Source organism: Pseudovibrio japonicus, assembly GCF_014651595.1.
GTDB classification, from domain to species: Bacteria; Pseudomonadota; Alphaproteobacteria; order Rhizobiales; family Stappiaceae; genus Pseudovibrio; species Pseudovibrio japonicus.
Map to the genome: position 1 here is coordinate 1 of NZ_BMXE01000015.1, position 15,400 is coordinate 15,400.

General features: G+C 50.1%; 8 protein-coding genes and 3 tRNA genes. 3 read left to right on the top strand and 8 right to left on the bottom strand.

Annotated elements, in window-relative coordinates:
- From IE076_RS22375 to IE076_RS22390, 4 genes are all read right to left on the bottom strand, one after another.
- Positions 1–719: GTP-binding protein (locus IE076_RS22375; RefSeq protein WP_189439015.1), on the bottom strand; the 719-nt coding region annotated here is incomplete at its 3' end.
- Positions 720–824: 105 nt separating this feature from the next.
- Positions 825–898, bottom strand: a tRNA-Gly gene (locus IE076_RS22380).
- A 19-nt stretch (positions 899–917) separates the two neighbouring features.
- Positions 918–1,002 (bottom strand) — tRNA-Tyr (locus tag IE076_RS22385).
- A gap of 387 nt (positions 1,003–1,389) precedes the next feature.
- Positions 1,390–2,364: a patatin-like phospholipase family protein gene (locus tag IE076_RS22390; RefSeq protein ID WP_189439016.1), complete on the bottom strand. Its 975-nt coding sequence runs from the start codon at positions 2,362–2,364 to the stop codon at positions 1,390–1,392.
- Between the two features lie 200 nt (positions 2,365–2,564).
- Here IE076_RS22390 and IE076_RS22395 point away from each other — a divergent pair, with 200 nt between their 5' ends.
- Together IE076_RS22395 and IE076_RS22400 are read left to right on the top strand one after the other, a co-directional pair.
- The gene (locus IE076_RS22395; protein ID WP_189439017.1) at positions 2,565–3,431 is read left to right on the top strand and encodes a TrmH family RNA methyltransferase; all 867 of its coding nucleotides are present in this window, start codon (positions 2,565–2,567) and stop codon (positions 3,429–3,431) included.
- 537 nt (positions 3,432–3,968) lie between these two features.
- A tRNA-Thr gene (locus tag IE076_RS22400) sits at positions 3,969–4,044 on the top strand.
- A 415-nt stretch (positions 4,045–4,459) separates the two neighbouring features.
- Here the strand turns inward: IE076_RS22400 and IE076_RS22405 are convergent.
- From IE076_RS22405 to IE076_RS22415, 3 genes are read right to left on the bottom strand one after another with little or no spacing between them, the layout of a single operon-like run.
- The gene (locus tag IE076_RS22405) at positions 4,460–5,365 is read right to left on the bottom strand and encodes a cupin (RefSeq protein ID WP_209009419.1); all 906 of its coding nucleotides are present in this window, start codon (positions 5,363–5,365) and stop codon (positions 4,460–4,462) included.
- On the bottom strand, positions 5,365–6,369 hold the full coding sequence (pdxA, locus tag IE076_RS22410; protein ID WP_189439018.1) for a 4-hydroxythreonine-4-phosphate dehydrogenase PdxA: 1,005 nt from the start codon (positions 6,367–6,369) through the stop codon (positions 5,365–5,367). Before pdxA ends, IE076_RS22405 begins: the two co-directional genes overlap by 1 nt.
- Positions 6,366–7,445: a four-carbon acid sugar kinase family protein gene (locus IE076_RS22415; protein ID WP_189439019.1), complete on the bottom strand. Its 1,080-nt coding sequence runs from the start codon at positions 7,443–7,445 to the stop codon at positions 6,366–6,368. The genes pdxA and IE076_RS22415 overlap by 4 nt, the downstream gene beginning before the upstream one ends.
- Positions 7,446–7,520: 75 nt before the next feature.
- On the opposite strand from IE076_RS22415, the gene IE076_RS22420 reads away from it, so the two are divergent.
- Entirely contained in the window at positions 7,521–8,393 is an 873-nt protein-coding gene (locus tag IE076_RS22420) for a LysR family transcriptional regulator (RefSeq protein ID WP_189439020.1), read from the top strand.
- A gap of 532 nt (positions 8,394–8,925) precedes the next feature.
- Here the strand turns inward: IE076_RS22420 and IE076_RS22425 are convergent.
- On the bottom strand, positions 8,926–15,363 hold the full coding sequence (locus IE076_RS22425; RefSeq protein WP_244649761.1) for a VCBS domain-containing protein: 6,438 nt from the start codon (positions 15,361–15,363) through the stop codon (positions 8,926–8,928).
- Between the last annotated feature and the right edge of the window lie 37 nt (positions 15,364–15,400).

A 15,400-nucleotide genomic window follows, 5' to 3' on the forward strand; every position in this document is an offset into this window, starting at 1 on the left:
ACTTCGTCACCAACGTGAACGATGCCACGCTCTACACGACCGGTTACAACAGTACCACGGCCAGAGATAGAGAACACGTCTTCGATCGGCATCAGGAATGGCAGATCACGTGGACGGTCCGGGGTTGGGATGTACTCGTCAACAGCAGCCATCAGTTCAGCGATTTTCTCGGAACCAATGTTTGCGTCGCGATCTTCCAGAGCTGCAAGAGCAGAACCAGCGATGATTGGAATATCGTCGCCTGGGAATTCGTAGGAAGACAGAAGTTCACGAACTTCCATTTCTACGAGCTCGAGAAGCTCTTCGTCGTCAACCTGGTCAACTTTGTTCATGAAGACAACCAGCGCAGGCACACCAACCTGACGAGCGAGCAGGATGTGCTCACGTGTCTGAGGCATTGGGCCGTCTGCAGCGTTAACAACGAGGATCGCGCCGTCCATCTGCGCAGCACCGGTGATCATGTTTTTCACATAATCAGCGTGGCCTGGGCAGTCAACGTGTGCGTAGTGACGAGCGTCGGTTTCGTACTCAACGTGCGCGGTGGAAATAGTGATACCACGTGCGCGCTCTTCAGGAGCACCGTCAATTTCGTCATATGCTTTAAAGTCACCAAACTGTTTGGTGATTGCAGCAGTCAGCGTAGTTTTGCCGTGATCAACGTGGCCGATTGTGCCGATGTTGACGTGCGGCTTATTACGTTCAAATTTTTCCTTCGCCATGGGCGTAGCTCTCTATTTAATCGTAGTTCCGTCGATCAAGGCTTGAAATCTGAAAAAAGACCTCAAGGATTCTTTTAGGACACCTTCAGCGAAACAAGAAGGAATTGGAGCGGGTGAAGGGAATCGAACCCTCGTATTCAGCTTGGAAGGCTGCTGCTCTACCATTGAGCTACACCCGCATTACCAATTTCAAGTCGATGGTGGAGGAGGTTGGATTCGAACCAACGTAGGCATAGCCAGCGGATTTACAGTCCGCCCCCTTTAGCCACTCGGGCACTCCTCCGAGATCGACCAAAATTCTCTATAAGAGAACTTTTTGAAACTCGTTTTGCCGAACACGCCGCTTAACCGCTAAGCAGTTGCGCCGCGTCCTGTGGCGCGGTTTATGCCGCCGGGAGCGCCATCTGTCAACGCCTCTTTTGCACGTGCCTGTGCAAAATCAACAAGGCAGTTAGTTTTCCCCCTTTTTTCTGGGTGAGTAAACCGGCAAATTTCCCGTATGACCTTGCGAAAGCACAGCTCTTCACACTGCCACCGATATTTTTCGCGCGCATTCTCTTTTTCAAAAGCGGCAACAGAACCCGGCAGGAAGCTTCTGCACAAAGCTGGAAACAGACTCGCCGTAACCTAGCAAATTGCGCTTGATGAAATACCTCTTGTAACCCGCCCTTTATGGATTCACAGAAACGACCTTCCCGACTTGATCGACGTTGCCCCTCTTTTCCAAAAGCGCCCTTATAGCAGGCACGCTCGCCCTGCCCGCTTCCAGACCCGATCGATACAACGCATCTTGGGAGCTAATAGCAAAGGTCCCGTAATTACTGCCTCGGGTTGGACGGATGACAACATCAGCACCTTCCAGTGTGCGCTCGTTCAGCTGCGCCCATATAATATCAATGGCTCTTGAGTACACCCCCCTTGCAGTTCTGGGCATTGTTTCAGACAGATCCTGGGCAAGATCCACCGCCACCGTGATTTGAGGATTATAGCGCTTGGCAATTCTGACTGGATTAGGTTCGGCCACACCGCCGTCAATAAGCTCATGCCCATATAACTCTACCGGCTTGAGCAGACCTGGCAACGCCACCGACGCATTAATGGCCGGCGCAATCGGACCACTATTCAGCTCCACAGATTCGCCTGTCTCCAAATCGGTGCCCGTCGCAATAAAGTGGATCTTGAGCTCCTCGAAGGTTTTCGCCTCTATATTCTGGGTAATAAAACGCTGCAGTCGGGAGCCGCCAATAAAACCGCGAGGTAGGAAAAAGGCATCCAGATCCACAAAGTCAGAGAAACCCGTATTGAGCATAATCTCATTGACCTCTTCACTGTTGGCCTTGTCTGCATAAAAAACGCCAATAACACTGCCAGCACTCGAACCCACAATCAGATCAATGGGAATGTCCGCCTCTTCAAACGCCTGAAGAACCCCCAAATGGGCATAGCCTCGCGCTCCGCCGCTCCCCAGAACCAAAGCCAGCTGGGGAGAGGTAATTGGGGGCGGAGGAGGTGCGACAGCAGGCACGGGAACTTCAGATCGTGTTGCACATCCAAGCAACACGACGAAGCATGCGAGAGAAATCGAAATTGCCCGCAAAACATTGGCCGTGCAACAAAGATGATAGCTTTGGACCATATCAAGCATTTATTCTTGATTTAGATAAGATTTTATTAGTTAGCGTGTTGAGACCCTGATTATAGAGTCATTTGGGGTGCGTGGGTCGCACCTGCAAGGAAAGCGATTTCCCGTCCGACGGACGATGATCAAATACATCAAAGAGGAATATTAGGCCTCCCCTCTTTAAATCCCTTGAAGCGCAATAGGCACCGGAGTATCGAGAGGCTATGAGCAATTTTAAAAATCAAAAAAGCACAGGTGGAAATCGGTGGAACCCTGCACAGGGTGACGACCGCCCCAATAAGAAGAAGCGCAATGATGGAAAACCGTCGGGCGGATCTTCAAAGGGCAAGCCCTGGCAGAAGAAATCAGAGGCACAAGAAGGCCCCTTCTATATATATGGCCTTCACACCATTGAGGCCGCCTTCAATAACCCGGAGCGCAAGCGCCACAAACTCCTCGTAACGCAAAACGCATTACGTCGGCTGGAAGAGCGCAATCTGAAGATCGATGTATCGGTTGAAGAGGCAAGCCCGCGCGACATCGACAAGCTGGTTGGCAAAGACGCCGTTCACCAAGGCGCTGCCCTGCTGGTTGACGCCTTGCCCGAATACGGCCCGGAAGAGCTAAGGGACGGCCAGCTCGTTCTGGCACTCGATCAAGTCACCGACCCGCATAACGTAGGCGCCATTCTCCGCTCCGCCGTTGCCTTGAACGCCGACGCTGTTGTCACCACCCGCCGACACGCGCCCGAAGAAGGCCCGGTCCTCGCAAAAACCGCAAGCGGCGCACTGGACATGATCAAACACGTCCGCGTCCCTAATATGTCCCGCTTTGTCACTGAGATGAGAGAGGAAGGCTATCAGGCAATCGCACTGGACAGTGAAGGCCCTGACTCCGTCGAAAACACCACCTTCACCGATAAGACTCTGCTTGTTCTGGGCTCTGAAGGAAAAGGTGTTCGTGAAGGCGTTCGCAAAAACTGCGACACCCTCGCCCGCCTCGACATGCCAGGCCCAATCAAATCCCTGAATGTCTCCAACGCGGCCATCCTCTCCCTATACGTAGCACGCACAAAAATGGGGCTGTCATAACCTGACAGCCTCTGGCTCTGTTTTTCTATCAAAGAAAAAGCCCCAACCGCTAATCATCTCCGTGCACCACTTGTGATCGAACACTTGGGCAAAACCTAAAGACGACCTCCCTATCCCCTCTCCCATCAACACGGGGCATTAGAAATTACCTCCAAAAGCTTCGCCTCTACTTGCCCGAGCAACCGGAAGACGGCGCTGCCACCAGCAGCGAAACCTGCATGCGCCATGCTTTTCAAATGCGGTAGCCAGCTAACGATCACCCTTCCTGTTTTTTCCGCTTCCAACACATAAGAACGCAAATATCGCGCCTGCATCCCAAACGAACGCACAAACTAACGCAAACACGCAAACCACGAAATCTTCCATCAATATCAATGGGCTGAGACACCTGCATGTGGAAAAGAAACGCTAGAACACCCATTTCAAGCCCCAAATCGACGAAAAAATTCTCTCCTCTGTGAATTCTTCCATTTTTTTGCATTTTTGGGATTTACAAACCCCGCCAGCGCCCGTAAATACCCCTCCAACGAAGACGACGCCGGTATAGCTCAGATGGTAGAGCACCTGACTTGTAATCAGGGGGTCGCGGGTTCGATCCCTGCTGCCGGCACCATTCTTCCTCTTGATTTTACAAGAGAATTTCAAAGCCTCCTCCGGGAGGCTTTTTGCTTTTGTGGCTCTAGTAATCACCCAGTAAGCACACCAAAAGCAGGATATACACCTAGAACAGATTTATACTGACAGCCGCTTGTCACGTACCCCCCTCAAGAAGCGATGACTTTTTCACTCGGTTCATTTCATTAGTTTGAGCGCCAATCGAAATACCAGCATTGCAATTACCGTTAGCATTGTTAGCCCTTCCTGCCGACGCGACCGGATCAAAGTCGACTAGGATTGGTCACGGTACGAGTTTCAATCACATTCCCGGTATTAACTGACGAAACTGGTTCAATCAACATCACCTCACAAACGCCACCAATAGCAACCGGGCAATGTTCCACACCGTGCGGCACAACAATAAATTCGCCTTAACTTATGATCTCGTCGCGGTCACGAAACTTCATCATCAGTTTGCATCTGTGAACGAAGAACATCTCGTCTTCAATGGCATGATGGTGCCAGGTTAGTTCTCCTTCAAACTTGGCGAGTTTGATGTCCATGTTGTTGACCTTACCAGCGACGGTCGAATGCCATGTATCCGTGATTTTAGCAAAAGATTCCTCGAGATTTTCCGGGCCAAATGGCGAGATATGGTTGTTGACGCCTGCTACGTCCCGTTGAATGGAGCGAAGCTGCATTTCAAGTTCTGGGCTGTCTGCAGGATAGTCACCATCCAGCGCTGCTGTTCCAATCGTGAAGCCAGCAGCTCCGGTTTTACGAACAATCTCGATCCGCTCACGAGAACCGATTGAACCGGCCATAATAACTGGCTTGTTCACGGCAGCACAAACAGCCGCCATTAACCCGGTTACGTTTTCAGATGAGCGATAGGCCAACAAGTCCAACCCGTGGACGCCCTCGCGAGAGGCAAGGTCTTCTGCGCTTGCAACAATTTCGTCGATTGAGCCTACCAGTTTGCTTGGGTGCCCCTCGATTTTCCCTGGGAACGGGTAGTATTGAATGCCAGTGTCTTTTAACAGAGGTAAGACCGCATCAACGTGTGTCCCGCCTAACAGGATGTCGACACCAATATCAACTGCGGCTTTGGCCGAAACCAGTTCACTTTCCTCGTCCAGCGAAACGACTTCAAGATAACTGGTCGCTCCGCCATCCTTAATTGCATTGTTCAGATCTCTCAGCTGATCAAACGGCAGGCCCACGTCCTTGAAGCCAATATGATGCACACCCGCAGCTAACGCAGTCGTCAGGTGCTGCGCCGCGTCCTCGACGGTTTCATCATTTCGTGTGAGCATAAAAATAAAGCGTAGACCCATTATGCTACTTCCTTCTGTTTGGCTGCGACCAATCGGCTAGCATACTCAAATGTCGTTTCTAAGCTCGCGGGATCGGCAATCCCTTTTCCTGCTATATCAAATGCGGTTCCGTGGTCAGGACTGGTGCGAACAAACGGCAAGCCAAGTGTAATGTTGACGCCGTTTTCAAGCCCCATGTATTTGACTGGTATAAGGCCCTGATCGTGATACTGAGCGACAACGATATCAAAATGTCCCTGTCGCGCCTGCATGAACACCGTATCACCGGGCCAAGGGCCGGATACATTGATACCTTCCCGGCGAGCGGCCTCAATTGCTGGGGAAATTATTTCAATCTCTTCGCGACCAAAAATCCCACCTTCGCCTGCATGCGGGTTCAAACCTGCCACCGCAACCCGTGGGTTTCTGTATCCAAGGGCAGTTGCGCCTTCGTGTGCAAAGCGTATCGCCGCCATCTGTGCATCAAAATCGGCTGCTTTGATAGCATCAAGCAGGGAACAATGGGTCGTAACCAAAACCGTTCGGATGAGATCGTTCCCAAGCAACATCGCTACGCTTGTACTGCCGCTATAATCTGCAAGGATTTCAGTGTGGCCAGGATATCCAATACCAGCAGCTGAAAGTGCCTCTTTGTGGATTGGTGCCGTTACAATTCCGCTAATCTGGTCAGCAATCGCACACTTGATACTCGCGACAAGCGCGTCAAAGGCTGCCTGCCCGCAATTGGAGGCAATCTCTCCAAAGCTTGGCAATTGCGTAAAACTGGAGGTCACAAGAACCTCGATCGTATCTGGAGCAAACTGCGCTTGAGAAACTTCGTCTATTTCTCGAACAGACAAATCGAGACCCACCACCCCTACAGCACGCCGTACGACATGGGGACAGCCAAATACGATACGCCTCATCCCGTTCAGCTGTCGTCCTAAAGCTAGGGCAATGATCTCAGGACCGATCCCAGCAGGATCTCCCATGGTGATCCCGAGTGGTTGCAACGGAAGCGTCATGTATTTCTCTCCCCTTGCACTTTGGAATTTTTCTTAAGAGCATGAACAGCATCATACAATGAGTTCTCAGACCCAAAACCGCCGGCCTTCATCCCAACTATTAAGTTTCGACCATTTGGAAACGTAGCTCGCCCGATTGGAAAACCAGTTTCAAACTCCCCTAAAAGGGAAAATCGATGTACATGCAATCGATCGAGCAAAACTTTCATGGTTTCGCCACCCGTTGCGATCAAAGCTGTAATTTCCTGTTTCTGCATTACTTCTACCGCTTCATCAGCAAGATCTGACAGAATTGTTTTTGGGTCATTCGCTCTCTCAACAGGCGCAGTGACGCAGGTGGCAAAACGCAAACCGTTAAGCTGTGCCGCCTGTTCATGGCTTATAGGATTGGCGCTCCCAATAACGACAAGCGTGTGCTCGGCAGACGGTTGTTCAGGCGGGGAAAAGCTAAACTGCGACTTTGTCTCTGCGAGTGCGATAGCTAGCCCAGGTGACCCTACCCACAGGACGTCTTCAGGCCTATCAATTGAAGCCACCTGACTGTTTAATTCGGTCTGATTTTGAGCATCCAAAATCACCGCGTTTCGTATGTCCTCACAGACAAGGTCCGCAACCCGAGAAGTCCATGCTGGGTGGCTAGGGTCTTTTGCATAAACACTCTGGGACACCGGTGTACCGTTCACATATTGAACACCACCGACTGTGGTTCGGCCAGCCTCCGGAAACGCAGGTGCGATGACGAGACGGGATCGCCCACTCGCGTTGTAACAGGCCAACAGCTCATCACGGATATGCCCTCTCAGAGTTGAATCTATTGTCTTGCAAAGGAAGGGAACATTTGCCAAGCCACGCGTTGCTAAGCTACTCGCCTTAGCTGCTTCTTTTGCAGTCATCGCCCGACTATCACAATCGACCGAGATAATTTCAGAAGTTACCTTCTCCCACCTTATATGTGCCGCGCCGCACACTTCCGCACTGAGCCCCTTTCGAACGAATGGCGCACTGAAATCTGTAGCACTCGTCAGGTCATCCGCAATGATGCCAAGCAATGGCAATGTATTATGATTACTATTCATTCGGTGACCATATCGAACCACTATGTACTTTAATATCGATATTAGTTGACGAAATATGGTGATAGATAGTCACGAATGAAACGCTCTGACCTACCTTCACTTGATGACCTTCGCGCCTTTGAAACTGTCGCACGCCACGGATCAATGCGTGGAGCTGCAGAAGAACTTGCTTTAACGCACGGGGCAGTTAGCCGTAGAGTCGCCAAGCTTTCGAAGGACCTTGATCTCCAGCTTATTACGCCAGATGGTCGCGGCATCGCGCTTACTCCGGAAGGTGCCAAGCTGGCACAAACGACCGAGCATGCGCTGCAGATGATTTCAACGACCCTATCCTCGCTCCGCAAAGTCCATGTTAGCCAACCAATCGTTGTATCTTGCGAACGCTCTGTCGCCATGAGATGGCTCATACCACGCCTAAGTCAGTTCCAATCCTTACACCCCAAAATTCCTGTTCACCTCTCGGTCGGAGGCGGACCACTGAATCTTTCTGAGGACGGTGTAACCTTCGCAATTCGCCGCTTGGATTTTTCGTTACCGCCCGAGTGGTCTGTTGAGACGTTATTTGAAGAATCTATGGGCCCCGTAATGCAGCCTTCCATGAAACGCGCGTTTCAAGCTGGCGGATATATCGGCCTTGGTTCAAAGACGCGGCCTGGTGCATGGGACAAATGGATTGCAGATCATCCCTCCGCCCCTAAACCAAACGAAATTAGACTGTTTGATCACCACTTCCTAATGGCAGAAGCCGCAGCAAGCGGCTTAGGGGTCGCGCTTTGCCCAAAAGTTGTAGCCATTGACGACATCTCCCGAGGACGTCTTGTCGCGCCCGAAGGGTTTGTACCTGACGGCTCTAGCTATGGATTAATCTCTGCTAAAACACGAAGCTCAATCAAGGAGACCCAAACGTTTGCGAACTGGATCAAAGAGATCTCGGCTCTTTTAGTGTGAATACACGCGTATGGGCCAAGAGGGAAACGGATAAGTCATTCGTGTTCAATTACCCTCACACAGTTGTCACACAACGTAGCCGTAATGTCGGGCCAAACGTAGTACGAGAGCGTTCCTTCGCGCAGCAAGATAGCCGAACATTTTTTATGCATTGCGCGATATGTAGGCGACTGGCGCGCGGCAACGAATTCACTTCACGTTAGATAATCAAGCTGTCTCGATTAGGTATACAAGAAGATTATTGCGCTACACGATTGTAGAAATACCCTGAAAAATCTCTTGTGAAACAGCTGATGGCCGAGAAAATCGACTATAATGCGTGAGAGCAGTAATCTTGGTTAAGACCATAAGAAGCCATAGTCTCATGTCTTCTACTCTCTAACCACGCTATTATAAGTCTGATTGTAGCGTGACAGTTACCGATATTGCACAATTGTGTGGCGATGGCTCTCTAAACAGAACCATATTAGAGGCGCCTAATCATCAGATAAGAATTGCGCTTGAGCCTGCTACTCAAGCGCAATTTACTCTATTAGATGAAGAGGAAGTCATCCTGATGAAGGTCCGACTTTGATACTCCATTCAGCGTAATTGAGTTGCTATCGTCGAGCATTATGACGACGTTTCCATCCTCATCGCTGGTGGCTGCAAGTAGGGCGTCAAAGTCAGCAAAGACATTCGTATCAAGCTGAATGACGTCTTTATCGCCAGCTACGGCGGCAAAATCGGCAATCACATCGTTTCCGAACGTAGTACCGCCAAACACAAACGTGTCTGAACCAATGCCACCGATTAGGAGATCGTTACCTGAGCCACCATCAAGGATGTCATCACCACCATTGCCTCGGATTGTGTTATTGTGCGCATCTCCAATTAGTTTATCCGCATAGGTGTCACTGCCGCTGATATGTTCAATAGACACATATGTGTCACCTGATGCGTCACCGGAGTTTTGCGTTTGGTCCTCAAGGTTGACCGTAACCCCAGCCTCAGACCAATAATAACGCACTGTGTCTTCGCCACTGCCGCCGTCCAGATAGTCTGCACCAGAACCATGCCCATTTAGGACATCAGCCCCGGCTCCACCTTCAAGATGATCATTTCCATCCACGCCATACAGGTTGTTGGCATTGTCATCTCCAATGAGAACGTCATCAAATTGAGAACCTTCCACATTCTCAATATTCACCAGAACATCACCGGTTGCATAACCACCGTCGACCGCACCACTTGCGAGGTCGACATGAACTGCTGCATCTGAATCAGAATAACGAACAAAATCCCGACCAGTGCCGCCATCAATATAATCGGCACCTTCGCCACCATAAAGATAATCATCACCTCCAGCGCCATAGAGCTTGTCATCACCTCCATTGCCCCGGATTTTGTTATGATTCGTGTCCCCAATTAGTATGTCGGCATAGGAGTTACTGCCGCTGATATGTTCGATCGACACATAGGTGTCACCTGATGCGTCACCGGAGTTTTGCGTTTGGTCCTCAAGATTGACCGTAACGCCAGCCTCAGACCAATAATAACGCACTGTGTCTTCGCCACTGCCGCCGTCCAGATAGTCTGCACCAGAACCGTGCCCATTTAGGACATCAGCCCCGTCTCCACCTTCAAGATGATCATTTCCATCCACGCCATACAGGTTGTTGGCATTGTCATCTCCAATGAGAACGTCATCAAATTGAGAACCTTCCACATTCTCAACATTTACCAGAACATCACCGGTTGCATAACCACCGTCGACCGCACCACTTGCGAGGTCCACATGAACTGCTGCATCTGAATCAGAATAACGAACGAAATCCCGACCAGTGCCTCCATCCATATAATCGGCGCCTTCGCCACCATAGAGATAATCATCGCCTCCAGCACCATAGAGCTTATCATCGCCTCCATAGCCCCAGATTCTGTTATGATTTGCATCGCCGGTAATATGGTCAGCAAATGCATCACTACCTGCGACGTACTCGATGGACTCATAGCTATCGCTAGCAGCGTCGCCAGCATTCTGTGAAGGATCGCCTAGATTTACAGTTACCCCGCTCTCCGACCAGCGGTATCCGACAGTATCGAAACCGTCACCACCACGAATAAATTCACTAAGCGAAGTGCCGGATATCGAAACACCGCCATCAGTCCCGACCAACTCAAGTCGACCATCATCTGAAATGGAGACCGAGCTTAGCGTTGGATGGTTACCATGACCATGGACAACCACTTGGATCGTTCTTGTTGTTTGTCCGCCATAATTGTCCGAAACTGTATAGGAGAATGTGTCAGTCGCCAGTTCACCAGGAGCCAAGTGCTCAAACTGACCATTCTGATCATATTTGAACTTCCCATCTTCCAGAACAACAGAGCCTATTGTCTCGCTGTCATCAACGGCAAGCGAAATCTGGTCGGTAATGTCAACATCTATAATCTCAGGTGTAAAGAAAACACTTGTTTCGCCTGTTGGGGACGTATCAATTGTTCTAGCCACCAATTCTGAGTTTTCCTCGGTTGCCAGAACAGTCTTCATGACCATCCCGCCATTGCCGTCGTCGACCATGTATGAAAAGCCATAGACATCACTTGCAACGGGCGCATCGTTGGCCCCAATTATGGTAATGGTCGCCGTCTTGGTAACAGATCCGCCATTTCCGTCATCGATGGTATAAGTAAAGCTATCATTAGCTGTTTCTCCAACGGCGAGATGCTCAAACTGGCCGTTCGGATCGTAGAAGAATTTACCATCCAGATGAGAGACTTCACCTGTTGTCCCACTGGCATCAAAGGTGACGATGTGCGTGTCAGAAAGATCAACATCTGAAAACACGGGCTCAATCAGAACTCCATCATCTTCCGAGGTGGATGTGATGATATCAGAGACAATTGGCGCATCGTTCGTGCCGTTGATCACCACGCTGACTTGCTGGCTGACCGGACCACCATCAAGAACAACAGTGTAAGTCAGCTTAATGCTGTCCGTGCTAGACAAATAGTCAAACAGTGTAGCTGGTGCACTAAACACAAGGTGCACTGAGCCCTGCGCCTCATCGGCGGCCCGCTCAACGTGATCAACACCGAGCAAACCCAACAGCACATCGCTTTCCAGATTGCCCGAAGACCCGGACACGGACACATCCGTTACACTGACCTCATAGTCCGAACCTGTGGTATCAACATCACTAAAGATAAGCTCAATCTGTCCGCTCACCGGCGCAAGATCATTCGTATCTTGCAGTCCCAGTGTCTCATTGATCACCCCATAGGCACCAAAAGCATCCGGTTTGAACACATAGACAGCACCTGCGTTCGAGGCACTAGTAGCACGATCATAATCCCCCACAGAGATTTCGCCGGATGAGCTGATGGCAACAGAAATACCAAAGCCACCTGAATACGCTCCTTCTGGAGCCGCCAGCTTGTATTCAGTATATCCCCCCTGCTCGTCTGGAACAAAAACATAAACGGCAGAACTCGCTCCGACAACGATGACTCCATCGTCATTAACCGCAACGGAGCGGCCGAACCAATTCGAAATTGCCCCATCAGATGCCGTCAGCTTAACATGGGTATGCCCGCCAGAATCATCAGGTGCATAAACATACACAGAGCCAGAATGCTCTCCTTGAACGTGGTTCTTATAAGAACCAACAACAACGATGCCCACATCATTAACCGCGACGGCACTGCCAAAATAATCGCTCTCTGCCCCATCAGGTGCTGTCAGCTTTATCTGCTCATACCCCTCAGACCCATCAGGCACATATACATAAACTGAACCAGAATCCTTCTCTCGGTCATCATCAGCATAAGCCCCAACAGCAATTAGGCCAGTGTCACTGATGGCAACGGAATAGCCAAAAGTATCATGTTGCGCTCCGTCAGATGCAATCAGTTTTACATTTGAATATCCGCCGGCCCCATCAGGAACATAAACATAAACAGAACCGGAGGCAGAGCCCCAGTCATCATCACCGTGTGCACCAACAACAATCACACCAGTATCATTTACCGCAAGAGAATAGCCAAAATAATCGCCCTCTGCTCCATCTGGGGCTGTCAGTTTAATCTGCTCATACCCCCCAGATCCATCAGGCGTATATACGTAAACAGAACCACTAGGATCATCACCGGGAGCACCAACAACAATCACACCAGCATCATTAACCGCAACGGAGCGGCCAAGATTATCTGACCGCGCCCCATCAAACGCCGTCAACTTGATTTCCTTGACACCGCCAGATCCATCAGGCGCATACACATATGCAGAACCAGAATCCTTTCCACGATCATCATCAAGGCGCGCACCAACAACAAGCACGCCACTTGCATTAATCCCAACAGACCAGCCAAAATGATCCACGGAAGTACGCCCATCAGAAGCAACAAACGTATCAATGAATGGCTGCACCTGTGTGGCAACAATCACCGGAACATCATTTGCCCCGTTGATGGTAATCGTCGCAGTCTTCGTAACCACTCCGCCATTGCCATCATCTACAGTGTAGGTGAAGTTATCGGTTGCGGTCTCACCAACCGCAAGATGCTCGAACTGACCATTCGGATTGTACCTGAATTTACTGTCGACAAGCGACACTTCACCTGTCGTACCACTGGCATCAAACGTGATGGTGTGGGTGTCAGCGCTATCTACATCTGTGAACACTGGATCAATCAGCACACTATCGTCTTCTGAAGTGGACGTGGCAATGTCTGAGACAACCGGTGCATCATTGGCCCCGGTGATGGTCACTGTGACCGTTCTGGTGACCGGCTCAGCTGTTCCATCACTCACCGTATAGGTGAAGGTATCAGTTGCTGTCTCGCCAACAGCCAGATGCTCAAACTGGCCATTCGGGTTGTACTGGAAGGTGCCGTTAACAAGAGACACTTCGCCTGTTGTACTACTTGCATCAAACGTGATGGTGGCTGCATCAGATGCATCCGGGTCAATATAGGCAGGCTCAATTAGAACGCTATCATCTTCTGGGGTCGAGGCAGCAATATCAGAGACAATTGGCGCATCGTTGGTGCCGACGATGGTAACGGTCACCGGTTGGGTGGCAATCCCACCGTTACCGTCGTCCAGCGTCACGGTGAACACAAGTTCCACCTGTTCACCTACTGCAAGATAATCAAACACCGTGGAGGCAGCAGAAAAGGTCAGATCAATGGAACCTTCCACACTTGCAGCAGAAGACGTCACTCCAGTAACGCTCAGCAAAGCTTTGAGGTCATCGTCACTTAAGGATGACAAGCCGGAGGTGACACCGGTTGCGCTAACATCTGTAATGCTGGCGGTATGAGCGTCATCAGACACATCCACATCCGTAAAAGACAGCTGAAGGCTCTGGGTGATCGGAAAAGTATCGGTAGTCTCAAAAAGATTGAATTCTGTACTAGGTGCATTCGATGGCCCATCCTTGTAATTGATGATGTAGGTACCATCTTCATCTGGCTGAAATACATATACTGTGCCCGTTCTATTTTCGCCAGCTTGGTTAGCACCAATCGTAACAATTCCATTATCATCGATCGCAACAGATTTACCAAAATAGTCAGTAGATCTCGCATCCGGCGCGACTAACTTATACTCTGTGTACCCGCCGATTAAATTCGGGACAAAAACATAGGCACTCCCTTTCAGAGCTCCATCTTCAATATCAGTTTCAGCGCCTACCACGACTACACCGTTGGAGTTGATCGCAACAGCTCCGCCAAACCTTTGCAAACCCTCGGCATCTGAAACAATTAACTTCGTTTCAACATACCCGCCTTGATCATCTGGCATGTATACGTAAGCAGCGCCAGACTGATCTCCAGCATAATCGCTATACGGTGCGCCAACTACAATTATGCCTGTTTCGCTTACCGCAACGCTTGAACCAAACAAATCACTATTTTCACGATCAGAAGCGATAAGAATTCTAGAACGAGAATAGTTACCATCTCCGTTTGGATTATAAACGTATACGGCACCCTGGTTACTCCCACCAAAGTCTGCATATGGAGCTCCTGCAACAATTGTCCCAATGTCATTAACCGCTATGGAGATTCCTAATGCATCACCTTTCTCCAAACCAGTCGCGAGCTTTGTAGTTGAATACCGGCCTCCAGAATCAATTTCATAAATGTACAATGCCCCAACATCAGCTTTGTCGTCTTCATCGTCATCCCCATTGCGAGCACCAACGACTAGTAGGCCATTATTGTTCAAAGCTACGGAAACACCAAAAGCGTCACGTTCTTCGCCGTCAGGAGCGGTAAGTTTTAGCGTCCTACTGCTTCCAGATCCGGTAGGTTGATACACATAGACCGAGCCCGAGTTTTCACCTCTAACATCATCCCCTGTTGCCCCCCAAGCGATCATATCCTGATTATTGATTGCGACAGACTGCCCCCAGGCATCATTAGGTTCACGGTCAGGTGCGACGATTTTTTGCTCTATGTACTCACCCAACTCATTCTTTTGATAAATATATAAGGCTCCTGCATCTTCAATTGGCCCATCGTCAGCTAATGGCGCTGCTACAACCAGTGTACCGTTGGCATTCACTACTATCTTGTTTCCAAACCTATCTAAATGCTGACCATCAGAAGGGGATACAATCTCAGGGAAAATGGCAACCGTGCTAGTCACAAACACCGGCGCATCATTAGCCCCATTGACGGTGACAGTGACCGTTTTTGTGACAACATCCCCATTGCCATCATCAACCGTGTAGGTGAAGCTGTCAGTTGCCATCTCACCAACAGCCAGATGCTCAAACTGACCATTCGGGTTGTACTGGAACTTGCCGTCGACAAGAGACACTTCTCCTGTCGTGCTACTGGTATCAAACGTGATGGTGTGAGTGTCAGCGCTATCTACATCTGTGAACACCGGCTCAATCAGCACTTTATCGTCTTCTGAAGTGGACGTGGCAATGTCTGAGACAACCGGTGCATCATTGGCCCCGGTGATGGTCACTGTGACCGTTCTGGTGACCGGCTCAGCTGTTCCATCA